General features: G+C 56.1%; 20 protein-coding genes. 8 read left to right on the forward strand and 12 right to left on the reverse strand.

The window, feature by feature from the left end; translation table 11 throughout:
* Nucleotides 1-166 precede the first annotated feature (166 nt).
* The 7 genes from ACMYSO_RS00200 to ACMYSO_RS00230 all read right to left on the reverse strand — a co-directional run bounded on the left by ACMYSO_RS00200 (nt 167) and on the right by ACMYSO_RS00230 (nt 7,679).
* Nucleotides 167-310 (reverse strand): small membrane protein, encoded by a 144-nt coding sequence (locus tag ACMYSO_RS00200; protein ID WP_434668703.1) that lies wholly within the window; start codon nt 308-310, stop codon nt 167-169.
* Between the two features lie 462 nt (nt 311-772).
* On the reverse strand, nt 773-967 hold the full coding sequence (locus tag ACMYSO_RS00205; protein ID WP_174508873.1) for a hypothetical protein: 195 nt from the start codon (nt 965-967) through the stop codon (nt 773-775).
* 270 nt (nt 968-1,237) lie between these two features.
* The gene (locus ACMYSO_RS00210; RefSeq protein WP_434668704.1) at nt 1,238-2,317 is read right to left on the reverse strand and encodes an oxidoreductase; all 1,080 of its coding nucleotides are present in this window, start codon (nt 2,315-2,317) and stop codon (nt 1,238-1,240) included.
* Complete coding sequence (locus tag ACMYSO_RS00215; RefSeq protein WP_434668705.1) at nt 2,310-3,077, reverse strand: DeoR/GlpR family DNA-binding transcription regulator; 768 nt, start codon at nt 3,075-3,077, stop codon at nt 2,310-2,312. The genes ACMYSO_RS00210 and ACMYSO_RS00215 overlap by 8 nt, the downstream gene beginning before the upstream one ends.
* Nucleotides 3,078-3,259: 182 nt before the next feature.
* The gene (locus ACMYSO_RS00220) at nt 3,260-5,077 is read right to left on the reverse strand and encodes an ABC transporter ATP-binding protein (RefSeq protein ID WP_434668706.1); all 1,818 of its coding nucleotides are present in this window, start codon (nt 5,075-5,077) and stop codon (nt 3,260-3,262) included.
* 3 nt (nt 5,078-5,080) lie between these two features.
* Complete coding sequence (locus ACMYSO_RS00225; RefSeq protein ID WP_434668707.1) at nt 5,081-6,532, reverse strand: M81 family metallopeptidase; 1,452 nt, start codon at nt 6,530-6,532, stop codon at nt 5,081-5,083.
* A 10-nt stretch (nt 6,533-6,542) separates the two neighbouring features.
* Entirely contained in the window at nt 6,543-7,679 is a 1,137-nt protein-coding gene (locus ACMYSO_RS00230; RefSeq protein WP_434668708.1) for an ROK family protein, read from the reverse strand.
* 232 nt (nt 7,680-7,911) lie between these two features.
* Between ACMYSO_RS00230 and ACMYSO_RS00235 the strand changes: the two genes are divergently transcribed.
* From ACMYSO_RS00235 to dbpA, 7 genes are all read left to right on the forward strand, one after another.
* Nucleotides 7,912-9,447, forward strand: coding sequence for an ABC transporter substrate-binding protein (locus ACMYSO_RS00235; RefSeq protein ID WP_434668709.1), 1,536 nt, complete (start codon nt 7,912-7,914; stop codon nt 9,445-9,447).
* Nucleotides 9,448-9,471: 24 nt separating this feature from the next.
* Nucleotides 9,472-10,392, forward strand: a complete 921-nt coding sequence (locus ACMYSO_RS00240; RefSeq protein ID WP_434668710.1) for an ABC transporter permease — start codon at nt 9,472-9,474, stop codon at nt 10,390-10,392.
* A gap of 1 nt (nt 10,393) precedes the next feature.
* The gene (locus ACMYSO_RS00245) at nt 10,394-11,254 is read left to right on the forward strand and encodes an ABC transporter permease (RefSeq protein WP_434668711.1); all 861 of its coding nucleotides are present in this window, start codon (nt 10,394-10,396) and stop codon (nt 11,252-11,254) included.
* On the forward strand, nt 11,251-12,180 hold the full coding sequence (locus tag ACMYSO_RS00250) for an ROK family protein (RefSeq protein WP_434668712.1): 930 nt from the start codon (nt 11,251-11,253) through the stop codon (nt 12,178-12,180). Before ACMYSO_RS00245 ends, ACMYSO_RS00250 begins: the two co-directional genes overlap by 4 nt.
* A gap of 366 nt (nt 12,181-12,546) precedes the next feature.
* Nucleotides 12,547-13,530, forward strand: a complete 984-nt coding sequence (zntB, locus tag ACMYSO_RS00255; protein WP_434668713.1) for a zinc transporter ZntB — start codon at nt 12,547-12,549, stop codon at nt 13,528-13,530.
* 279 nt (nt 13,531-13,809) lie between these two features.
* A complete protein-coding gene (ynaL, locus tag ACMYSO_RS00260; RefSeq protein WP_434668714.1) occupies nt 13,810-13,995 on the forward strand; it encodes a proline-rich small protein YnaL in 186 nt (61 codons plus the stop codon).
* Nucleotides 13,996-14,009: 14 nt separating this feature from the next.
* A complete protein-coding gene (gene dbpA, locus ACMYSO_RS00265) occupies nt 14,010-15,383 on the forward strand; it encodes an ATP-dependent RNA helicase DbpA (protein ID WP_434668715.1) in 1,374 nt (457 codons plus the stop codon).
* Between the two features lie 44 nt (nt 15,384-15,427).
* Here dbpA and ttcA read toward each other — a convergent pair whose 3' ends face one another.
* The 4 genes from ttcA to nifJ all read right to left on the reverse strand — a co-directional run bounded on the left by ttcA (nt 15,428) and on the right by nifJ (nt 21,485).
* Nucleotides 15,428-16,363, reverse strand: a complete 936-nt coding sequence (gene ttcA / locus ACMYSO_RS00270) for a tRNA 2-thiocytidine(32) synthetase TtcA (RefSeq protein ID WP_123754087.1) — start codon at nt 16,361-16,363, stop codon at nt 15,428-15,430.
* Between the two features lie 327 nt (nt 16,364-16,690).
* Nucleotides 16,691-17,125 (reverse strand): universal stress protein UspF, encoded by a 435-nt coding sequence (uspF, locus tag ACMYSO_RS00275; RefSeq protein ID WP_434585146.1) that lies wholly within the window; start codon nt 17,123-17,125, stop codon nt 16,691-16,693.
* 80 nt (nt 17,126-17,205) lie between these two features.
* Nucleotides 17,206-17,418 carry a KTSC domain-containing protein gene (locus ACMYSO_RS00280; RefSeq protein ID WP_434585144.1) on the reverse strand — a complete coding sequence of 71 codons (213 nt, stop codon included), beginning with the start codon at nt 17,416-17,418 and terminating at the stop codon, nt 17,206-17,208.
* A 539-nt stretch (nt 17,419-17,957) separates the two neighbouring features.
* Nucleotides 17,958-21,485 (reverse strand): pyruvate:ferredoxin (flavodoxin) oxidoreductase, encoded by a 3,528-nt coding sequence (gene nifJ, locus ACMYSO_RS00285; protein ID WP_434668716.1) that lies wholly within the window; start codon nt 21,483-21,485, stop codon nt 17,958-17,960.
* Nucleotides 21,486-21,916: 431 nt separating this feature from the next.
* Between nifJ and ACMYSO_RS00290 the strand changes: the two genes are divergently transcribed.
* Nucleotides 21,917-22,183, forward strand: coding sequence for a putative hemolysin (locus ACMYSO_RS00290; RefSeq protein WP_123754092.1), 267 nt, complete (start codon nt 21,917-21,919; stop codon nt 22,181-22,183).
* Here the strand turns inward: ACMYSO_RS00290 and hslJ are convergent.
* Nucleotides 22,180-22,602: a heat shock protein HslJ gene (gene hslJ, locus ACMYSO_RS00295; protein ID WP_434585141.1), complete on the reverse strand. Its 423-nt coding sequence runs from the start codon at nt 22,600-22,602 to the stop codon at nt 22,180-22,182. The genes ACMYSO_RS00290 and hslJ overlap by 4 nt on opposite strands.
* Nucleotides 22,603-22,778: the final 176 nt, after the last annotated feature.

Consider the following 22,778-nt stretch of genomic DNA (forward strand, 5'->3'; position numbering starts at 1 on the left):
ACGGAATAGACCGTACTTGACGCATCATAACGCCTCGAAGGTGCATAACGTGGCAGCACTATTATGTTATTAAATAGTCTATGGTTGTTATATTATGTATTAGTCTTTCTTATGCTTTGGCGTATGATTAATGAGAAAAGTTTTTCCTGGTATGTCAGCGCTGTGATTAACGACGCTTCTTGAACGTAAACTGCTGTTTTTTCCTGTCTCTGATATAAGAAACGAGAGAAAAAACAGCCACAAGAAGCAGTATTATTGCCAGAACTAAAAACAGTAAGTTTGCCATTGTTTTATTCCCCGAGATGTTCATGGATATTCTTGCTTTTATCAAATGCAATCTACTCCAGGGTTAAGAAAAATCCTAATTAAATATTTTGGGTTGTTTATAAAAATATGCTTTTATGCTGCATTGGTGGTTTTTTTAGAGATAAATACCAATAATAAAGAAGTGGTATAGCATGTTATGGATACGTTAGATGGATTTTTCACTTAAAAATTCCGGTCTAACTCGGCTTTAAACAGCGTCAGTGCTGTACCATTAGTATTCAGGGTGGTTACGTATGTGCCTAAAAAATAACTAGAAATTGTAGTGTCACCAAACGCCTGCATTTGGGGCTAAAACGGATGGTTGGCAGGTGCGATAAGCCCCTCTGTAAGACGAATTGGGTAGCACGAAACGCGCGTTGCTCGCGCTGATGATACCGAGGGGCTGCGATCATTGTCTGGGTAAAGCACCAGACGGTGCGAAAGAGCAGGATGGCGTTGCCGGGTGTTAATCCACGTTGTTGAAGTAGTCCCGGGCAACTACCTCGATGCCCTTAGCCTCGAGACCGGTCTTGTCGGCAATCATTTCAATGAACTGTTTGAATTTATCGGTCATCACGTTACCACCATCCCAGTGGGCGACGTAGAAGCGACATTGATAACGATAAAAGTGGAGGGTGGTATCTCCTAACGTGTAGTACATAAACATCTCCAGTTCAGTCTCTCGGAAAAACAGCCGTCGTAATAGCAATAACCTATAGCGAGCAGGTTTGCCAGTCCATCCTCCTCCCAAATAGCGGAAATATCCAGAGATGTCTCTGGTGCAATAATGATTTATTACTCACGCGCGGATTAGTACGAACGTTAAATTTACGTTCAACAGGCTGGCGGCTAAAAGAGGGCTCAGAGGGGATAAAAGAGAATAACAAATGGCCTGCGAAGTGCGGCAGGCCATGAGATCAGACGAGGATGATTACAGCGCAGCCCGCTCGTCGGCGGTCAGGGCGATAGTTTGCACCGTGCCTGATTCCGCTGACTGTACCGCCGCTTCTAATACTGCCATCACCGCGAGAGCCTGCAGCGGCGATACCGGGTTGTCAATCGCCCCGGTTAAGGCATCGCGCACGTTAATATAGTACTGACGCTGATCGCCGCGCGGCGTCTCGTGTTGCTGAGTCTGTCCGGCAGCGTCAAACGTCACCATCTTGTCATCATCGTGGCCCCAGCTTTCGCTACCTGGGATCACCCCTGCCAGCAGCTGCGCTTCTTGCTGATCGGCTCTTTGTTTGACGACGCTGCCTTTATCGCCGTGCACGGTAAAGCGTGAAACGCCGCCGGCCACCAGCATGCTGCAATGCAGAATGACTTTATGCTGCGGGTAATTAAGGACCACATTCGCCCAGTCGTTGATCTCCGCGCCTTCACGCAGGGTGGCGATATTGCCCTGTACCGACAGCGGCAGGCCGAAAAGCTGCAGCGCCTGGTCGATCATATGCGGCCCGAGATCAAACCATAAGCCGCTACCCGGGACGTTTTGCTCTCTCCAGCGCACGCGAACTTCCGGGCGGAAGCGGTCAAAATGCGATTCAAAGTGCTTAACCTTGCCGATCAGCCCCTGTTCGATAACCTGTTTAATACCGAGGAAATCACTGTCCCAGCGGCGGTTATGGAACACCGACAGCAGCAGCTGCTTTTCCTGCGCCAGGGCGATCAGTTCGCGGGCCTCCTGCATATCCAGGGTAAAAGGCTTATCCACGACCACATGTTTGCCGGCATTCAGCGCCAGTTTGGCTAACGGCGCATGGGTAGCGTTCGGCGAGGCGATCACCACCACATCAACATCCGGGTGCTGAATAGCCTGCTCCGGTGAAGCGATGACCGTCACATCCGGCAGATCCTGCTTAACCTTCTGTTCATTACCGGAGGCGACTACTAACAGCTTCAGCCCGTCGACCGACTGGATGAGCGGGGCATGAAACGTTTTGCCGACGAAGCCATATCCGATCAACGCAATATTGATCTCTTTACTCCCACGAGCGATGACTTTATTCATTACCTTCTCCACGTTGTTGAGCGCCAACAATATTGACCTGCAGTGCGTTGTTGTCCCCCAGTTCTTCCCAGGGCCTGTCCAAAAAGAGTTGATCGATGTCGGCTAATCCGGCCACCAGATGTGGTTCACAGTGGTTTAGCTTCATATGATCGGCCACCAGCCAGTGTTCGGTGCTGGCGGCGAGCATCGCGCGTTTAATTTCCGCATCGGCTTCCTGGCTGGCGCTTAAGCCCAGCTGCGCATGGATGGCACAGGCGCCCAGGATAGCGATATCGGCGCGATAGCGGCCTAACAGCGCCAGAGTGGCGCTACCGGCAAACAGTCGTTGCTGGCAGTCCCAGCTTCCCCCCAGCAGGATCAGCTGGATATCAGGGCGCGCGCTGAAATGTGAAGCAATATCCAAAGAGGTGGTGATCACCGTCACCGGCACCGTAATCTGGCTGGCGACGGCCAGGATCGTACTGCCGGCGTCTAAAAAGAGCGTCGAGCCCGCCGGGATTTTGGCGGCGACCAGGCGGCCCAGACGCTGCTTGGTTTCCGACATCAGGGCGTTTCTGCCTTGACGATTCATCGCGGACAGGTCGAGAGCAATCGCGCCGCCGTGGTTCTTTTGTGCCAGCCCCTGTTTTTCGAGGTCGCCAAGGTCGCGACGAATAGTGTCCGCGGAAACCTGCAGCTTCTCCACCAGCTCGCTGATACTAACCTGTCCATTTTCACTAATAATATCAAGTAGATATTTTTGTCTTGCGGTTTTATGCATGATATTGAAATCCAGCAAAATATTGCAATAAACAGCATAATACAGCAATTAGAAGCAAAGGGAACCTTGCATTACGCAGGGTTAACGGCGTGAAACCGCAGGACAGATCGCAGAAGTGGGGGCGGGGAAGACGGGGATCGGGAGGTTGCAGGCCCCGAACAACAGGGGCCTGTCAGGCGCGGCTAGCGCATCACCCAGTGACGATCGCCCACCTGTTCGTAGCGGCGCTGTGGCGGCTGGTACGCTTTATCGCGAAATGGCGAAGGCAACTCGTCATTGCTGGCTTCACGCAACAAATGGCGGCGAGAGGGATCGGTTTTGGGGATCGCCGCAATCAATTTCTGCGTATACGGGTGCTGCGGATTGGCGAAAATCGCCTGGCGTGGACCGATTTCAACGATCTCCCCGAGGTACATCACCGCCACCCGGTGGCTGATGCGCTCAATGACCGCCATGTCATGAGAGATAAACAGAAAGGCGATCTGCAGGGTCCGCTGGAGTTCGATGATGAGATTCACCACCTGGGCCTTCACCGACACGTCGAGCGCCGATACCGACTCATCAGCAATAATCACTTTAGGGTTCATCGCCAGCGCGCGGGCAATACAGATGCGCTGGCGTTGGCCACCGGAAAACTCGTGCGGGTAGCGGTTGAGCACCTGTACGCTAAGCCCAACTTTCTCGATCAGTTCCTGCGAGCGGGCCAGCGCCTGGCGGCGGGTGGCGAGGCCGTTTTCCAGCAGTGGTTCAATCAGTGCTTCCTGCACCTTCAGGCGTGGGTTCAGGCTGGCGAAAGGATCCTGAAAGATCATCTGAATATCCTGCCGCAGCCGTTTTTGCTGCGCCCGGCTGGCCTGTAGAACGTTATAGCCATCGAGCATCACTTCGCCGGATTGCGCCTGAATCATGCGAATCAGGCTGCGCCCGGTGGTGGATTTGCCGCAGCCGGACTCGCCCACCAGCGAGAGCGTCTCCCCGGGCCACAAATCAAAGCTGACGTTTTCAACGGCATGAATATGGCCGGTGAGCTGGTTAAAGAAGCCTTTTTTGACCGGAAAACGGGTCACCAGATTTTTGACCGACAGCACCGGCGGCGTGGTGGCATCGGCCAGCGGCGGCTCCGGTGGATAGCGCAGCGTCTCGCCGCTGTGCAGGTTGACCGACGGGAACTTACACGGGGTGCTCATGGCGTCCATCTCTCCCGCCGCGGGCACTGACGCCAGCAGCGCACGGGTGTAGGGCTGCTGAGGCGAGGCAAACAGGGTGGTCGTTTGGGCGCATTCGATGGCATCGCCGCGATACATCACCAGCGTATGGTCTGCGGTTTCCGCTACCACCCCCATATCGTGGGTGATAAACAAGACTGCAGTATTGTTCTCCGCCTGCAGGGTTTTAATCAGATCGAGAATCTGCCCCTGGATCGTGACGTCCAGCGCGGTGGTCGGTTCATCGGCGATCAGCAGCTTGGGTTTAAGCGCCAGCGCCATGGCGATCATGGCGCGCTGACGCATGCCGCCGGAAAACTGATGGGGATATTCATCGAAGCGTTGCGCGGCATGGGGGATACGCACTTTCTCCAGCAGGGCGATGGTCTCCTGTCGGGCCTGGCGTTTCGATAACCCCTGATGGTGAATAAAGACTTCTGCAATCTGCTGGCCGATGGTAAAGGCCGGGTTCAGGCTGGTCATCGGCTCCTGGAAGATCATCGCCACTTCCGAACCACGAATACGGCGCATGGCCTCTTCCGTCAGCGACAATAATGAGCGCCCGCAGAGTTCGACGCTGCCTTCGGTTCGGCTCTGGCGCGACGACAGCAGACGCATCACCGCCATGGCGGTCACGCTTTTCCCCGAACCCGATTCGCCGACAATGGCTAAGGTCTCGCCCGGATAGAGGCTAAAACTGATATTTCGTACCACTTTTTGCCAGCTCTCGCCGTGGCGAAAGGAGACCGATAAATTATCAACGCTTAGCACCGGAGAAGGGGTCGGGGTGATCATTAATCAGGACTCCTGGGAAAAAGGGGCTCTGGCGGATACAAAAACCTGCGCCGTAAAATCGAGGTCGCGATCGAATGGCCAGGTGCGGGTCAGCATGCGTTGACGTGGGACGCGCTCGATATCCTGATCGACCACGCCTTCCGAGAGCGCCATCAGATTTGGGTTGGCGATCGGCGCCAGCTCCGGGGAGAGATAGCCGGATTTGACCACCACAATCCTGAACGCCTGGGGATCTAACCCGAGCTGATGAAAATCGGCGATGTCGTGATAAGGACGACGGCGATCGGCCATCACCACGGTGACGCCCTCTACCTGCAATACCGCCTGACTAGCGCTGCTGTGCGCGCCGGCAGGCAACAGGTTTTTCACAGTGAAGCGACCGCTGACGCTTTCACCCGCCGGGTCAAGCTGCCCACCGACGCTCAGTGCTAACTCCGCGCCGACGCCAGCGGCAAAGGCGGCCTGGGTTGCCGGAGCATCGGTAATCCCGGCAACGAGGGTCTCGGTTGCCCGTTGTCGCAGCAGTTCAGCCAGCACATCGCCGCGATCGCCCACGCCGCCGCCGGTCGGGTTATCGCCAGAATCCGCGAGGATGACCGGGGAGGTGGGGCTGGCGATCGCCTCTTCGACACACTGGGCGACGCTGCCGGTACGGCAGCCGAAGACGAACGCTTCACGGGCGTCCCAGTACGCCTGCGCTAGTTTTGCCGCCTGCTGTTTCAGGACTGCAACGTCGGTACCGGTGAAGATTGCCGCCGCAGTGGCGCGTGGCTCATCGGCCCAGACGTAGCCCACCATTAACGAACTGTCGAGCACCCCTGGGATCTGGTCGCTTTCCGCCAGAGTGGCGTAGAGGCTTTTAGCCGGTTCATCTTCGGTGCTGGTGCGTTCGCCGGGCAGGATCACCGGCACCGGTGCCCAGACCACGCCGGGGCGAACGCCACTTTGCAGGCTGTTCACCAGCATGGTGACCGCGCGGCGCATGGTTTCTTCGACATCAATATGTGGCGCGGTGCGGTAGGTTGAATACATGTCAATCGCGTCAATAATACGTTGCGTGACGTTACCGTGCAGATCGTAGCTCACGGCGATCGGGCACTCCTCACCGACGCAGGCCCTGGCGGCAGTGATCCAGTCGCCCTCCGCATCTTCCAGTCCTTCAACATACATTGCGCCGTGCATCGCCAGATACAGGCCGTCGATAGGCAGCGAGGCCTGCAGGCGGGCCAGGAACTCGGCTTTAAAACGCTCGTAGGTCTCACGGGCCACCGGGCCGCCCGGAATAGCGCGGGTATGTAGCGTTGGCAGAAACGTCGCCGGATAGTCGCCGAGAAATTGAAAATAGGGCGCGGCCAGCAGGGCGTCACCTTTTACCGTTCGAAACTCGGCTTCGTGAGTCAATACGGGATTGAAAGTGCTGCATTCAATGTGTATTCCGCCAACGGCAATTCGCATAGAGACCTCGTTAATATCCGGGAAATAAAACGTGAGTAAGCGCCACGCTTGCGGCAGCGAGCGCCCAGCTGTCTTCGGCAAGGGGGCGATAAATAAGCGGCGTTTTGCCTGCCATACCGGGGAGCAGATAGGTTTCGATCGCCTGCTGCATCACGGTGTTTAACAGCCCCTGGAAACTCTCAGGCTGATGCGCCAGCATAATCGCCGCCGGATCGTTGTTCTGTATTTGGTGGGAGATGGCCATTCCCAGCGCATCGCCGGCCTGGTGCAGGATCTGGATCGCGCCGGAATGGCCTTTGCGGGCCAGCGCTTCCAGTTCATTCAGGCTCCCGGCCTCAATGCCTTCCATGCGCGCCTGTTCAAAAATCGCGGTCAGCGAGGCAATGGTATCGAGGCAGCCGCGCTTGCCGCAGCGACAGGGTTTGCCGGCCGGGACGATGGTGCAGTGGGCTATTTCCCCGGCACCACCGTGGGCGCCGCGCCAGATACGCCCGTAGATCACCGCCGCGCTGCCAATACCGCTGCCGTGGGAGATAACCACCGCGCTCTCCTGTTTGCGCAGGTGCCCGAAGGTTTTTTCATAGGTTGCCAGCGCCCGGGTATCGTTTTCTACGATAACCGGGATCCCGCCGGTGGCCTCACTCAGCAGCCGCGCTAACGGCACCTGATGCCAGCCCAGCAGTGCGGACTGCACGCAGACGGACTGACCGGCATCGATAAAGGCCGAGAGAGCAAACCCGATCCCCACCAGACGCTGGCGATCGATAGCTGACTCCTCCAGCAGCAGGGCAACATCCTGCGCCAGCTGTGTAATCAGCTCCGGGATCTCGGTCGCCGGGCTGCGCTGGCGCTGACAAACTTTGACGCCAATGGCGTTCATCAGCACCAGAACCAGCTGATGGTCGATCAGGGAAATACCGATGGCATATGCGGCATCCGGCGCCAGGGAGAGCGTGACTGACGGGCGCCCCTGGCCCACGGAGGCGGCAATATCGCTCTCCTGCAGGATGCCATCGCTCAGCAGTTCTTTGACCAGCGCGCCAATGGCCGCTTTGCTCATCCCGGTTAAGCGTGCGAGGTCAGCGCGGCTGGCCCCTTCTTCGCTACAGACCAGCTGGACGAGCTGTTGTTGGAGTTTGTTCAGCATAGTTACTCAGCCCGATGCTTTTTTTCTGAACATAATTGCGGGCTGGTGGTTTGGCAATCAGTTTCTTTCAAAAAATAACTAAATGCTCACATATAAGTTAAATTTATTACCTAATTAAGCGCTAACCATGGCTAATATCACATTTACGGAAATTTATTTTGGGTAAAAACAAAACTTAATAGCAACATAACAGCCACAACTGGCGACATAACATACAGGCAGGGGTTAGCAGATGAAGCGCTTTCTTTTGAATAAATATCGACTTGCCGTGCTGGCAGGCATGGTGGCAGCAAGCGGAACGATGTCATTGCAGGCCGCAACGCTCAACGTAATGCAGAATGAACCGCCGCGCAGTATGGATCCCGGCGATCAGACCGCGACCTTTACCGATACGGTCCTGCGACCGATGTATGAAGGACTGGTCGGCCTGACGCCAGATAACAAAATCGCCCCCGCGTTAGCGACGGCCTGGCAGGTGAGCGATGACGGCAAAGTCTGGACCTTCACCCTGCGTCAACATGTCGTCTTCCATGACGGCACGCCGTTTAACGCCGATGCGGTGGTGGCAAACATTCAGCGCCATATCGATCCCAAAGGCAGCCTGGCGGCCAGCTCGCGGATGCGCAACGTCATTGCCTCGGTGAAGAAAATCGACGACGGCAGCGTGGCTATCACCCTGAACAAAGTTTACCCCTCGTTCCTGAATCTGCTCACCGGCGGGGCGGCGAAAATGGTCAGCCCGGCGGCAGATAAAGCTGGCACCATTGGCCGTAAAGCGGACGGCACCGGCCCGTATATGCTGCAGGAGTATAAAACCGGAGAGTACGTGTTAGAGCAGAAAAACCCGCACTACTGGGGAGAAAATAAGGGCCCCGATCAGATTAAATGGACGTGGAGTTCTGAGCCCTCGGTGATGAACATGGCGCTGCTCTCCGGTCAGGTTGATGTGATTAACCCGGTCCCCCCGCAGTTTGGTCGCCAGCTGAAGAGCAATCCGCAGGTGACGCTGGAGCAGGGCGCAGGGGCCTCGGTGTTCTGGGTGGCGTTAAACGTCGAACGTAAACCGTTGAACGATGTGCGGGTGCGCCAGGCGCTTAACCTGGCGACCGATAAAGAAGCGCTGCTGAAAGCGGTGATGTTTGGCTACGCCTCGGCGGCCAACTCGCCCCTCGCGCCGGTCAACGAAGGCTATGATAAGTCGTTGAATGAATACCCCTATAACCTTGATAAGGCCCGGGCGTTGCTGAAGGAGGCCGGTTATCCTGAAGGCTTCGCCATGAACATTGCCGTGCAGGGGCCAGATGCGCGTACCGCCCAGATTTTGCAGGCCATGTGGGGCAAAGCCGGCATCAAGCTTAATATCCAGCAGATGGAGAGCGGGGTGTGGAGTAAAGCAGCCTTTGCGCCGGTAGCAGAAAAAGAGGCTAGCAAGACCGATGCAATACTCGCGTCATGGTCCTCCGGCCTGAACGGCTCAGACCTGCAGCTGCGTCCGCTGTACTACTCCCAAAGCGCGGCACCGGTTGGGGCGAATCTCGGTTTCTATAACAACCCGCAACTGGATCAACTGCTGGACAAAGCGGCAACCACGATGGATGACAAAACGCGTATTGCCGACTACGTGCAGGCGCAAAAAATCATTATGCAGGATGCGCCGCACGTCATGCTCTATTTCCAGGACGATCTCTATGCCACCCGCGCTGATATTAAAGGCGTACGCATGGAGCCGGGCGGTGAAATCATCGTGGTGGATGCGCAAAAACCGTAAAGCAGGGTCTTTTCTGGAGTTGTTATGAAAGCTTACGTCATCAAAAAACTGCTTTCTTTGCCGCTTATCCTGCTGGGCGCCTCCCTGATCGTCTTCCTGGCGATCAGGATGCTTCCGGGCGATCCCGCGCGTCTGATGGCAGGGCCTCAGGCAACGCAGGATGATGTGAGCCGGATGCACGCCCGCCTCGGGCTGGATGACCCGCTGGCGGTGCAGTACGGGCGCTTCGTCAGCGGGATGTTGCAGGGGGATTTTGGCACCTCGCTGAAATCCGGCCAGCCGGTCTCCGCTGAGCTGGGCGAGCGGGCGCCGTACACCTTAGGTCTGGCGTTGCTGGCCTGGGTGATGGCGGTGGTGTTGGGGATCCCCATGGGCATGTGTGCGGCCATTTACCGTAACCATGTTGCTGACCATGTTCTGATGCTGGTGGCCATTGCCGGTGCGTCGATCGCCAACTTCTGGCTTGCGCTGATCGCCATGGACACCTTTTCGGTCAAGCTGGGGTGGCTGCCGTTACTGGGAGCTGAGGGCTGGAAAAGCTACATCCTGCCGTCAATCTGCCTGGGGATTTTCCCCATGGCGGTGATGTCGCGCATGACGCGATCCAGCATGGTCGATGTCCTCGGGGAAGATTATATCCGCACTGCGAGAGCCAAGGGGCTGGCGCCGTTTTATATCTATTTCAAACACGCCTTACGTAATGCTCTGATTCCGATTGTGACCATCATCGCACTGAACTTCGGTAGCCTGATTGGTGGTGCGGTGGTGACGGAGTCGGTGTTTAACTGGCCGGGCATCGGGCGCTATCTGGTGGATTCCGTGCGTTATCGTGATTATCCGGTGATTCAGGGGGTGACGATGATCACGGTCGCCAGCGTGGTGGTGATGAATCTGGTGGGCGAAATGATCATCGCCAGAATCAACCCGAAAATAAGGTTTGATTAATATGTCTGAACTCTCTCTCGCCAAATCGCGCAACAGCGTCATGCACAGTCTGCGCTGGGGAATAGCGCATCCTTCGGTGACCATCGGTGGACTCATTGTCGGCGTCATTATCCTGAGCGCCCTGTTCGCGCCGTGGATTAGCCATTATGACCCTTATGCCCAGGATCTGCTGAATATTCTGTCGGCGCCCTCGGCGGAACACTGGCTGGGCACCGATGACTATGGGCGCGATATTTTCTCCCGCATCCTGTATGGCGCCCGTATTTCATTAATTGAGGTGGTGGTCAGCGTGGCGCTGTCGCTGCTGATGGGGCTGCCGCTGGGGATTATGGCGGCACTGTGCGGAAAAAGCGTTGACCACCTTATTATGTGGGTGATGGATGTAATCTTCGCTTTTCCCGGGATTGTGCTGGCGATTCTACTGGTGAGCGTGTTGGGGGCCGGGTTGATGAATATGCTGCTGGCGATCGCCATTTTCTCGGTGCCGGTGTACGCCCGGTTAAGCCGCAACCTGACGCTGGGCATTAAGAATATGGAGTATATGGAAGCGGCGCGGGCGTTAGGCATCGGCTACCGTCGGCAAATTATCCATTATATCCTGCGCAACACCCTTGGCCCGATTACGGTGCAGGCGACGCTGACCGGCGGGTCGGTGATTCTGGCGGCGGCCTCGCTCTCATTCCTTGGCATGGGGGTTCAGCCGCCGATGCCGGAGTGGGGCACGATGATGAGTGATGGGCGTAACTTCCTTGGTATCAGCCTTGGGATCTCCCTGTGGCCAGGGCTGGCTATCGTCTTCTCGGTGCTGGGCTTTAACGTCCTCGGTGACGGGTTGCGTGACCTACTGGATACCCGCCTATGAGTCGCCGTGTGTTGTGTCTGGATATTGGTGGCTCGTTCATCAAAAGCGCGGTTTCTGTGGTAGCGGGGCGGATCGACGACATCCGCCAGCGTCCGATTCCGACGCGCAGCTGGGACGATTTTAGCGCCGCAATTGTGCAGATTGTCGCCGGATATGGTGAGGCGCTGGCGCCGGACAGCCCGGTAGCGCTCTCCTGTGCCGGGGTGGTTGATATCGCTACCGATCGTATTCTGGCCAGTAACGTGCCGCCGTTTCAGGGCGTCAATATTACCCGCACGCTTGGCGCAGCGCTGCGGCGTCCGGTGGTGATGGCGAACGACGCTGACTGTTTTACCCTTGCGGAAGCCAGCTTCGGGGCTGCAAAAGATCTTCCCGTGGTGCTGGGGATTATTCTCGGCAGCGGCATTGGCGGCGGGATTGCCATCGCGGGGAAAATTCATCATGGTCGCCAGGGCATCAGCGCCGAGTGGGGCCATGGCCCGATCCTCCAGACCACACTGCAGGTGGGGCAGCAACACGTTAACATCCCACGCCTGCCATGCGGCTGCGGTCAATGCGGCTGTCTGGATACCTTAGGCGGGGCACGAGGCCTGGAGCGACTGCATCTGCTGCTGAGCGGACAGGCCCTCGACAGCCGGGAGATAGTCGCCGCCGGCGTGCGCGGCAACGCGCAGCAGGCATTCACCTTAGCGGCGTGGGCTGAACTGGTCAGTGAGCCGCTGGCCCATACGGTTAATATTCTCGGACCGCATCTCATCGTGGCCGGTGGCGGGCTGGCCGCGCAGCCGGAGCTGCTGACGTTACTGGACGAGGCGGTGCGGCGCAAGGTACTGATGAAGACCGGAGAACCGCTGGTGGTGGCAGGCCAGTACGCCAGCGAGGGTGGTTTGATGGGGGCTTCGGTGCTGGGCCAAACGCTAGTGTAAATCAAGGTTGCAAAACGGCCAGCACGGTCTACGCTTATTCTGCTTATCACAATGGAGGAAATAAACATGTGTACCCATTTGCACGACTACGCGCGCCAGTACGCAGAAGAGAAAAAATGAACGGCTCCTGCCAGCCTGCCTGTCCGCCAGCACTCTTTCTGGCGGTGGTTAATCCGGCGGGTTGGACACACTATCGTTAAGCACACCCACGACCCGCCGCCGGCGGGTTCTTTATATCTGCCTCCGCTCTTTCCTCCCCAGATTGCTTTTTCATCAGTAAATTCAGCACCCTGCTGTCATTAGCGCTTGATTAACCGAGGTGCCAGGCTAGACTAGCAAAAATACGTAATAACTGACGGAGGTCGGGTGGACGCCATTAAGGGAGCGGAGTTGAACGTACCGGATGCCGTTTTTGCATGGCAATTCGACGGGCAGGGCGGCGTTAAACCGCTGACTGACAGTGACGAGATTGATAAGGATCACCCTTGCTGGTTGCATCTGAACTATACCCACGCCGATAGCGCGCAATGGCTGACATCCACGCCGTTGTTGCCCAACAGCGTCCGGGACGCCTTAGCCGGCGAGAGTACCCGCCCGCGGGTGACCCGGGTAGGCGACGGCACCCTCATCACGCTGCGTTGCATCAACGGCAGTACTGATGAGCGGCCCGATCAGCTGGTGGCAATGCGTCTGTATATGGACGAGCGCTTAATCGTCTCGACCCGCCAGCGGCGGGTGCTGGCGCTGGATGATGTGCTTGGCGATCTGCGGGAAGGCACCGGCCCGGTGGATTGCGGCAGCTGGCTGGTGGAGATCTGCGATGCGTTAACGGACCACGCCAGTGAATTTATTGAGCAGCTGCATGACCGGATTATCGATCTCGAAGACAACCTGCTGGACCAGCAGGTGCCGCCGCGCGGCTTCCTGGCGCTGCTGCGCAAACAGCTGATCGTGATGCGCCGCTATATGGCCCCGCAGCGTGATGTGTACGCCCGTCTTGCCAGCGAGCGCCTGCCGTGGATGAATGACGATCATCGTCGGCGGATGCAGGATATTGCCGACCGGCTGGGAAGAGGGCTGGACGAAATCGACAGCTGCATTTCGCGTACGGCAATTATGAGCGATGAAATCGCGCAGATTATGCAGGAAGCGCTGTCGCGGCGTACCTATACCATGTCATTGATGGCGATGGTGTTTCTGCCCAGCACTTTTTTAACCGGCCTGTTTGGCGTCAACCTGGGCGGGATTCCTGGAAACGAGTGGCATTTGGGGTTTTCTATTTTCTGCATAATGTTAGTCGTTCTCATTGGCGGTGTTACATGGTGGTTGCATCGTAGTAAATGGCTGTAAATAATCGTTTTTCATCGCCTGCCAGAACGTGAAAATCCGGTAATGTTTGAGCGAAATCAATAAACCATCTACCCATTCGGGGCAATATCTCTCTCGCAGGTGAATGCAACGTCAAGCGATGGGCGTTGCGCTCCATATTGTCTTACTTCCTTTTTTGAATTACTGCATAGCACAATTGATTCGTACGACGCCGACTTGATTAAGTCGGCTTTTTTTTGCTCTCTGGTTGCCAGCTTCTACGCTTAATGGGTACACCCGCACACAACCGGGAGAGTCGATATGCAATACCAGCCCCTGACATCAATACCCATTTCACCTGAACCGAACGACCCGACACCGCAGCCCGATCCGCGCCCACGCCCGCATCCACTGCCAGACCCGCCGCCGGATGATGAACCGATTAAATTGTCGCATCGGAGCCGCAGATCTGCGAGGATACGCGCCTGCCCTTTATGTGCCCGTTAAATCGAGAAACCATTGTGACCGCTTTTTCTACATTGAATGCTTTACCTGCCGCCCAGCTCACGAATCTCACGGAACTGGGTTATCTCGCGATGACGCCTGTTCAGGCCGCGGCCTTGCCCACCATTTTGGCGGGCAAAGATGTACGCGTGCAGGCAAAAACCGGCAGTGGTAAAACAGCGGCATTTGGTCTGGGGTTGCTTCAGCGTATTGAAGCGACTCTGTTCCAGACACAATCTCTGGTGCTGTGCCCGACCCGCGAACTGGCGGAACAGGTTGCGGGCGAGCTGCGTCGTCTGGCGCGCTTTCTGCCAAATACCAAGATTTTAACACTGTGCGGCGGACAACCCTTCGGTGCGCAACGTGATTCACTCCAGCATGCACCGCATATTATTGTCGCTACCCCTGGCCGCTTGCTGGACCACCTGCAAAAAGGCACAGTGTCGCTGGATGCCCTGCAGACGCTGGTGATGGACGAAGCCGACCGTATGCTGGATATGGGTTTTAGTGACGCCATCGATGAGGTGATCCGTTTTGCACCCGCCGATCGCCAGACGCTGCTGTTTTCTGCCACCTGGCCACCGGCTATCGCGGCGATTAGCGGTCGCGTGCAACGCGATCCGCTCGCCATTGAGATCGACTCCGTCGATGCGCTGCCAGCCGTAGAACAGCAGTTCTTTGAAACTTCTCAACGCGGCAAGATCCCGCTGCTGCAGAAGCTGCTCAGTCAGCATCAACCGGCGTCCTGCGTGGTGTTCTGCAACACCAAAAAAGATTGCCAGTCCGTGTGCGATTCACTGAACGCTGCCGGGCAGAGCGCGCTGTCGTTGCATGGCGATCTTGAACAGCGCGATCGCGATCAGACGCTGGTGCGTTTTGCCAATGGTAGCTCGCGAGTTCTGGTGGCCACTGACGTTGCCGCCCGCGGCCTCGATATTAAATCGCTGGAACTGGTTATTAACTATGAACTGGCGTGGGATCCGGAAGTTCACGTACACCGTATTGGCCGTACCGCCCGTGCGGGCGAGAGCGGTCTGGCGATCAGCCTGTGTGCGCCGGAAGAGGCACAACGCGCCAATATTCTGTCCGAAATGCTGCAGCTGAAGCTCAACTGGATGACCGCGCCGGCAGGCGACAATATCACCCCGCTGCATGCAGAAATGGCGACGCTGTGTATTGATGGCGGCAAGAAGGCCAAAATGCGTGCTGGTGATGTGCTGGGGGCGTTGACCGGTGATATGGGCTTTGATGGTGCCGACATCGGCAAGATTAACGTTCATCCGGCGCATGTGTACGTGGCGATCCGTCAGGGCGTGGCGCAGAAAGCCTATAAGCAACTGCTAAATGGCAAGATCAAAGGCAAAAATTGCCGGGTCCGTTTGCTGAAGTAAGCGCTAAAAACGCGTCTCAGCCATCAGGCTGAGACGCAAATTTGTTACTTCACTTCCACCACGTCCAGACGCAGCTCTTCCAGTGGCGCAGCGTCTTCTTCCGGCTGCCAGCCCGCAGGCTGCAACGGAATGTCTTCCCGGTCAAAGGCCAGATCGCCGCCGTCTACCACCGCTGACTGGTGGTTAATCCCTTTAAAGTCGAACAGATTAATGTCGCTCAGATGAGACGGCACCACGTTTTGCATGGCGCTGAACATGGTCTCGATCCGGCCCGGGTAGCGTTTATCCCAGTCGCGCAGCATATCGGCAATAACCTGACGCTGGAGGTTCGGCTGCGAACCGCACAGATTGCACGGGATAATCGGGTAGCCTTTCGCTTGGGCGAAACGCTCGATGTCTTTTTCGCGGCAGTAGGCCAGTGGGCGAATCACGATGTGTTTCCCGTCATCGCTCATCAGCTTCGGCGGCATGCCTTTCATTTTGCCGCCGTAGAACATGTTGAGGAACAGGGTTTGTAAAATGTCGTCGCGGTGATGGCCGAGGGCAATCTTGGTTGCGCCCAGTTCGCTGGCGGTACGATAGAGGATCCCACGGCGCAGGCGAGAGCAGAGCGAGCAGGTGGTTTTGCCTTCAGGGATTTTCTCTTTCACAATCCCGTAGGTATTTTCTTCAACAATTTTGTACTCGACGCCCAGCTGCTCGAGATATTCCGGCAAAATATGTTCGGGGAAGCCCGGCTGTTTCTGGTCGAGGTTGACCGCTACCAGTGAGAATGAAATTGGCGCACTTTTCTGCAGATTGCGCAAAATTTCCAGCATGGTGTAGCTGTCTTTTCCGCCGGAAAGGCACACCATAATCCGGTCGCCGTCCTCAATCATGTTGAAGTCGGCAATCGCTTCACCTACGTTACGGCGCAGGCGCTTTTGCAGTTTATCGATGTTGTACTTTTCTTTTTTGCTAATATCTTGATTTTGCAGCATTTAATAGTGGCTCAATTCATAGTGTGTCCCACGCACGGTGCTTGCGGCGCGGCGTGTGGGCGCAATTAACGATGTCTGACATTGATGAGTATATACCCTAAATAATTCGCGTTGCGTGTAGGCGGCAAGGCCGTTCACCCCAGCAGCTTACTCAGGTAAGTGGCTGGGGTGAACGGGGGCAGCCAACACCCAGGCAACGTGAAGGATGAAGGGTATAAGTCTGTGGCGTGTATGGTACGGATTCACGGGGGGGATGTCAGCACATTTCCGGCGTTTAGCCCGACGGTAATGCAGATAAAAAACCCGCCTGGGAGGCGGGCTAATGTATTAACGTACGACCAGCACCGAGCAGTCGGCGTGTCGTACGACGGCAGCGGCGTTAGAGCCGAGCAGATAGGTGGTGATGTCCGGACGGTGTGAGGCGATGATAACCAGATCCGCTGGCAGGGTTTTCGCCAGCTCCAGAATATTATCCTTCGGCGAGCCCTCTTTAACATGGAGATGCACCCGATCTTCCGGAATGGCAAACTGCGTCACGATCTCTTTCAGTCGCGTTTCCGACTCTGCCTTGAACTCATCCATCGGCGGCAGCTCGGTGGTGTAGGCCATCCCCAACGAAGCGTAATAGGGAAGGGATGGGATCACGGTCAGAAAATGCACCTCGGCATCATCAATACGCGCTTCTGCCTCAACGTGGCAAATAACGCGTTGAGTTAATTCTTTATCTGAAATATCAATGGGTACAAGAATTATTCTGGCCATAAAACCTCCTGTTTAAGTAACCGCTTAAAGTATATGCCATTACGAGGCGGCTTGTCTTATGACCGGGTCACACTTTGGGGTTAGTTCCCGCGACGTACGGTAAATTTTCCTTTGATCACGCCATCATAAAAACGCCCTTTAGAGACGACCTGCAGAAAATTATGGAATAAACGTTCTGGCACGTTCTCGTACTGCAGCGTCGAGTGGTCGCGAAAACGGATTTCGAGGGTGCCAGATGCATCGTCATAAGCGACGGAGGCGATTCGGGATGATCTCACAGGATGATGGTGCATGACAGGCGTCCTTAACGACAGGCTTTACCGGTAATATATCATTCATCCGGTGACTATTTTAATACAGAAGATTTATTGTTTTGATTGGATGGCCGTTGTTGAAGGCGCATTGAGAATGCCCCTCGTCGAACGGATACGAAATCGTGGCGTTGGACTGTTGTGTTGATATTGAGTAGGGGCCGTTGATTGCGAGATGTCTTCAGAAATATTTTTTTGTCTCTGTCACAAACTAACTTCATTTTGATTAAACGAACTATTAATACCGGATAAAAAGAGATTGTATAATATATAAGGCGTATTTAAATGAAGCTGCGAGTTGGCGCTTTGATGAATGATGTGAATGCATCATGTTGATATATATGAAATAAAAATTATACACAACTGATTTTATGACGTATTGTCTACGTGTTAGATGCCTTTTAGTCGCTGTTGTTAATTATGACTACCTTCTATTTCAGTACGATATTTTGGTGGTAAAGGTGACAAGCCCGAATGGATATTCGGGCTTTTTTTCTTAATGGTATTACGCGACTTTTATCCTAACTTTCACTGCCTGCCTTCTCCGCCTTGCCGGCCATTTGTGCCAGGAAGTCGTAGCGTTTTTGCAGATCCGCCGCCGCATCTTTCCATAGCTGCTCTGCCACCTCCGGCTGCTGGGCGTTGAGGCGACGGAAGCGCTGCTCATTCAGCAGCGTTTCTGCCAGCGCATCTGACGGCGGGCGAGAGTCCAGCGCCAGCGGCAGTTTGCCTTCATCCTCACGACGCGGGTCAAAGCGGTACAGCGGCCAGAAGCCAGTGGCTGTGAGCTGCCGCATCTGGTCGTGGCTCAGGGCCAGATCGTAGCCGTGTTCTTCACATGGGCTGTAGGCGATGATTAGCGATGGACCAGGGTAGGCCTCCGCCTCCTGAATCGCTTTCACCGTCTGATTGAACTGCGCGCCTAACGAGATTTGTGCCACATAAACATGCCCGTACATCATCATGCTGACGCCGAGATCCTTGCGTGCTTTACGCTTGCCATGCTCACCGAACTTGGTGACCGCCCCGAGCGGCGTGGCTTTCGATGCCTGGCCGCCGGTGTTGGAGTAACACTGGGTATCGAGGACCAGAATATTGACGTTTTCGGTCAGACTGAGCACGTGGTCAAGCCCGCCGAAACCAATGTCATAGGCCCAGCCATCGCCGCCGATAAGCCAGATGGATTTCTCCACCAGCGCATCGGCATCGGTGAGCAGCTCCTGGGCGCCCTCAACGTTAGCCAGCGCCAGACGTAGCGCTGCAACCTGCTCACGGCGCTGTTCTGGGGTAGCCTCGGCCTGTAGCGCCTCGTTCAGCTCCGCCGGGAACTTATCGGCAAACTGCGTCAGCAGGCGCATTACCCGCTGGCGATGCTGATCGACAGAGAGTCGGAAACCGAGACCGAATTCGGCGTTATCTTCAAATAACGAGTTTGCCCATGCCGGGCCACGACCGTTGGCGTCGGTGGTATAGGGGGTCGAAGGCAGGTTGCCGCCATAAATCGACGAACAGCCGGTGGCGTTGGCAATCAGCATCCGGTCACCGTACAGCTGGGTCAGCAGCTTAATATACGGCGTTTCGCCGCAGCCGGAGCAGGCCCCGGAGTATTCAAACAGCGGGCTGATCAGCTGCGAGGTCCGAATATCAATGCGTTCCAGTTTGCTACGGTCAATTTCCGGCAGGTTGAGGAAGAAGTCGTAATTCACTTTTTCTTCTTCGACGTGCTCAAGGCGCGACATCATGTTGATGGCCTTGATCTGCGGATCCTGGCGATCTTTTGCCGGGCACACTTCCACGCACAGATTACAGCCGGTGCAATCTTCCGGCGCGACCTGCAGCACATATTTCTGTCCGCGCATATCGCGGGATTTCACGTCAAGGGTGTGCAGGCTGGCAGGGGCATCAGCCATGGCTTCCGGGGAAACCACTTTGGCGCGGATTGCCGAATGCGGGCAGGCCGCGACGCAGTGGTTGCACTGGGTACACAGCGACTCTTTCCAGATAGGGATCGCTTCGGCAATGTTACGTTTTTCCCAACGGGTGGTGCCCATCGGCCAGGTGCCGTCCGGCGGCAGCGCGGAGACCGGGAGCGCATCGCCAAGTCCGGCCAGCATCGCGGCGGTAACGGTTTTAACGAAGTCCGGCGCAGCATCGGAAACTACCGGCGGCCGGTTCGGGCTGGTGGCATCGACCGGTTGTAATGGCACTTCAGCCAGCGACTCGCGGGCCAGCGCCAGCGCCTGCCAGTTACGCTCAACCAGCTCCTGACCTTTGCTGCTGTAGCTTTTGGCGATTGCTCCCTGCAGCTCGCTCAATGCGCTGTCGCCAGGCAGAATGTGCGTTAAGTGGAAAAACGCCATCTGCATCACGGTGTTAATGCGCGCGCCCAGGCTGCATTCGCGGGCAATCTTCGCTGCGTTGATAATATAGAAGCGCGCTTTCTTCTGGTTCAGCGCCGCCTGGACTTCCTGCGGCAGGCGCGACCAGGCCTCATCTACCGGGTAAGGTGTATTGAGCAGGAAAATGCCGCCGGGTTTGAGCCTTTCCACCATCTGATACTTATCAATAAACTGCAGCTGATGGCAGCCGACAAAATCGGCCTGGGAGATCAGATAGGAGGAGCGAATCGGTTTTTCACTCACTCGTAGGTGCGAGACGGTCAGTCCCCCGGCTTTTTTCGAGTCATAGACGAAATAGCCCTGCGAGAACCACGGAGTGGAGTTACCGATAATCTTGATATTATTTTTGGTGGCCGACACGCTGCCGTCGCTGCCAAGGCCATAAAACAGCGCCTCGAGCTTGGCGTGCGACGGCAAAGTGTTCTCAACCAACGGCAGAGAAAGGTTGGTCACATCATCATAAATGCCGACGGTAAAACGCGGTTTGGGGCGGGCTTCGTTCAGCTCATTGAAAACAGCCAGCACGCAGTCCGGACCGAACTCTTTCGAGGACAGGCCATAGCGCCCGCCGATGGTCCGTGGCAGCGTTTCGCGCTCGCCGCGGTTAAAGGCTTCCGCCAGCGCACTCATCACATCGAGATACAGTGGTTCTGCCTGGGCACCCGGCTCTTTGGTGCGATCCAGCACCGCGATGGCGCGGGCGCTCTCCGGCAGCACCGCCAGCAGATGCGCGGCGGAGAAGGGGCGATAGAGGCGCACTTTCAGAACCCCGACTTTTTCACCCCGGCTGAGCAGTTCGTCTACCACTTCTTCACAGGTGCCGATGGCCGAGCCCATGATCACAATCACCCGTTCCGCTTGCGGATGGCCGTAGAACTCAAACGGCTTGTACTGGCGTCCGGTGGCGCTGGCGAAATCATCCATCGCCGTTTCGACATGGTCATAGACCGCGTCGTACCACGGGTTGGTCGCTTCGCGGGACTGGAAATAAGTATCCGGGTTCGCCGAGGTCCCACGGATCACCGGGTGTTCCGGATTCAGCGCGCGCAGACGGTGAGCGTCGATATCGGCCTGCGGCAGCAGGCTGCGCACGGTGTCATCCGCCAGCGGGATGATTTTGTTGATTTCGTGCGAGGTCCGAAAACCATCGAAGAAGTGAATAAACGGCACCCGACTTTTCAGGGTCGCAATATGGGAAATCAGCGCAAAGTCCTGGGCTTCCTGCACGCTGCTGGCGCACAACATGGCGCAGCCGGTCTGGCGCACGGCCATCACGTCCGAATGGTCACCAAAAATAGAAAGCGCGTGGGTTGCCACGGTACGGGCGGCGACGTGCAGGACGAACGGCATCAGTTGCCCGGCCAGTTTGTACAGCGTCGGGATCATCAGCAGTAAGCCCTGCGATGAGGTAAACGAGGTCGACAGGGCGCCGGTCTGCAGCGCACCGTGTACGGCCCCGATGGCCCCGGCTTCCGACTGCATCTCCACCACCCGAGGCACGTCACCCCATACGTTTTTTAGCCCGTTTCCCGCCCAGGCATCCGCCTGTTCCGCCATGGTTGAACTGGGCGTGATCGGGTAGATGGCGATAACCTCACTGGTGCGAAACGCGACTGAAGCGGCCGCGCCATTACCGTCGATAGTAATCATAATAAGACACCCTAACATTGCGCAAAAGAAGGGACCCGACAAACAGCCACAGGTCCTGTAATTATAGTCGTTAGTATAAGAGCATTATCTATACCCTTGAAGTTATGAGGCTTTCGAGTGCACAAATTGATCCATGAAAGACAAGCGTAGCGGCGAGGATGACACTGGTTATCACTATGATCTTAAACCGGACTTGCCGTGGCCAACCGGTCTCATCCGAGGGGCATGATCGTAGCGATAGTGTTGAGCTGTGAGGGGATTCAGGCGCCTGGCGGCATGACAAACCTGGTCGGGATCAAGGTTACGCCAGATATTTTGCTAAAAAATGTTAATGGGGCGCATAAATACGTATTTCGCCTCTCGACGTGCACGGCTGCGCTGCCTATTATTCTTGGGTTTGCTTATTTTGAGATATTGCTGAGGGGAAATCGATGCGAGCTGCGTTTTTAGTGGGATGTGCCGCGTTATTATTGTCGGCCTGTAGTAGTGAACCGGTTCAACAGGCGACAGCGGCACATGTGCCGCCTGGCATGCGTGCCGCAATGAGCAGCACCGGGCAGGCGAACTGCGCGATGATTGGCGGCTCATTATCGGTGGCACGGCAGCTTGATGGTTCAGCGATCGGGATGTGCGCATTACCCAACGGTAAGCGTTGCAGCGAGCAAGCGTTAGCGGGCGGCAGCTGCGGGAACTACTAGTTCACCAGATCCGCAAGTTTATAGACCAGCGTTTGATCGGCGGTGGCCAGCGTCAGCTGATTTTCCGTCAGGTCGACCTGCGCGCCATCGCGTAGCATGGTGCTCAGCGTATGATCCAGCGTATTGCGCTGCGGATCGCTGCACAGCATACGGGTCATTGCCAGCGCTTTGACCTTCAGCTCGCCGCCGCTGATGCTGCCTTTGCCGCTAAAGCCGTTACACATATTGCCTGAGACATACATATTTTCGCCAAAACTCAGTTCCAGCGGCTTTCCTTGTGTGTTCAGCGCCTGGCCGTTGACGCTGGTCAGCACAAAGCGGTGGTGCTGAAGTTGCTCGGCGCCAGTTGATACCTTGCTGTTATACACACATCCCGATAACAGCATTCCCGTCGCCAGCAGTACAGCAAACTTATTCATTACTCCCCCAAATCATTAATGACGTTTATCAGATTTAGCCAACATTCTTCGAGCCGCTTGCAGGCGGCAGGGCCATCAATCCCCTTTGAGCTTACTCAGGTAAGTGACTAAGGTTAATGGACGCGGCCAACGCCGAAGCAACCTGAACGATGAATGGCATAAGCGATTGTTAACTT

Source organism: Klebsiella sp. B345, from assembly GCF_051131735.1.
GTDB lineage: Bacteria > Pseudomonadota > Gammaproteobacteria > Enterobacterales > Enterobacteriaceae > Klebsiella.

Excerpts from the sequence above, each read along its gene's own strand:
- hslJ (WP_434585141.1), bottom strand. The coding sequence starts at position 22,602 with ATGAATAAGTTTGCTGTACTGCTGGCGACGGGAATGCTGTTATCGGGA.
- ynaL (WP_434668714.1), top strand. The coding sequence starts at position 13,810 with ATGCAATACCAGCCCCTGACATCAATACCCATTTCACCTGAACCGAAC.
- ACMYSO_RS00230 (WP_434668708.1), bottom strand. The coding sequence starts at position 7,679 with ATGCTGAACAAACTCCAACAACAGCTCGTCCAGCTGGTCTGTAGCGAA.
- ACMYSO_RS00290 (WP_123754092.1), top strand. The coding sequence starts at position 21,917 with ATGCGAGCTGCGTTTTTAGTGGGATGTGCCGCGTTATTATTGTCGGCC.
- ACMYSO_RS00250 (WP_434668712.1), top strand. The coding sequence starts at position 11,251 with ATGAGTCGCCGTGTGTTGTGTCTGGATATTGGTGGCTCGTTCATCAAA.
- nifJ (WP_434668716.1), bottom strand. The coding sequence starts at position 21,485 with ATGATTACTATCGACGGTAATGGCGCGGCCGCTTCAGTCGCGTTTCGC.
- ACMYSO_RS00215 (WP_434668705.1), bottom strand. The coding sequence starts at position 3,077 with ATGCATAAAACCGCAAGACAAAAATATCTACTTGATATTATTAGTGAA.
- ACMYSO_RS00220 (WP_434668706.1), bottom strand. The coding sequence starts at position 5,077 with ATGATCACCCCGACCCCTTCTCCGGTGCTAAGCGTTGATAATTTATCG.
- ACMYSO_RS00200 (WP_434668703.1), bottom strand. The coding sequence starts at position 310 with ATGAACATCTCGGGGAATAAAACAATGGCAAACTTACTGTTTTTAGTT.
- ACMYSO_RS00235 (WP_434668709.1), top strand. The coding sequence starts at position 7,912 with ATGAAGCGCTTTCTTTTGAATAAATATCGACTTGCCGTGCTGGCAGGC.
- ACMYSO_RS00240 (WP_434668710.1), top strand. The coding sequence starts at position 9,472 with ATGAAAGCTTACGTCATCAAAAAACTGCTTTCTTTGCCGCTTATCCTG.
- ACMYSO_RS00205 (WP_174508873.1), bottom strand. The coding sequence starts at position 967 with ATGTACTACACGTTAGGAGATACCACCCTCCACTTTTATCGTTATCAA.
- ttcA (WP_123754087.1), bottom strand. The coding sequence starts at position 16,363 with ATGCTGCAAAATCAAGATATTAGCAAAAAAGAAAAGTACAACATCGAT.
- ACMYSO_RS00225 (WP_434668707.1), bottom strand. The coding sequence starts at position 6,532 with ATGCGAATTGCCGTTGGCGGAATACACATTGAATGCAGCACTTTCAAT.
- uspF (WP_434585146.1), bottom strand. The coding sequence starts at position 17,125 with ATGGCCAGAATAATTCTTGTACCCATTGATATTTCAGATAAAGAATTA.
- ACMYSO_RS00245 (WP_434668711.1), top strand. The coding sequence starts at position 10,394 with ATGTCTGAACTCTCTCTCGCCAAATCGCGCAACAGCGTCATGCACAGT.
- ACMYSO_RS00210 (WP_434668704.1), bottom strand. The coding sequence starts at position 2,317 with ATGAATAAAGTCATCGCTCGTGGGAGTAAAGAGATCAATATTGCGTTG.
- ACMYSO_RS00280 (WP_434585144.1), bottom strand. The coding sequence starts at position 17,418 with ATGCACCATCATCCTGTGAGATCATCCCGAATCGCCTCCGTCGCTTAT.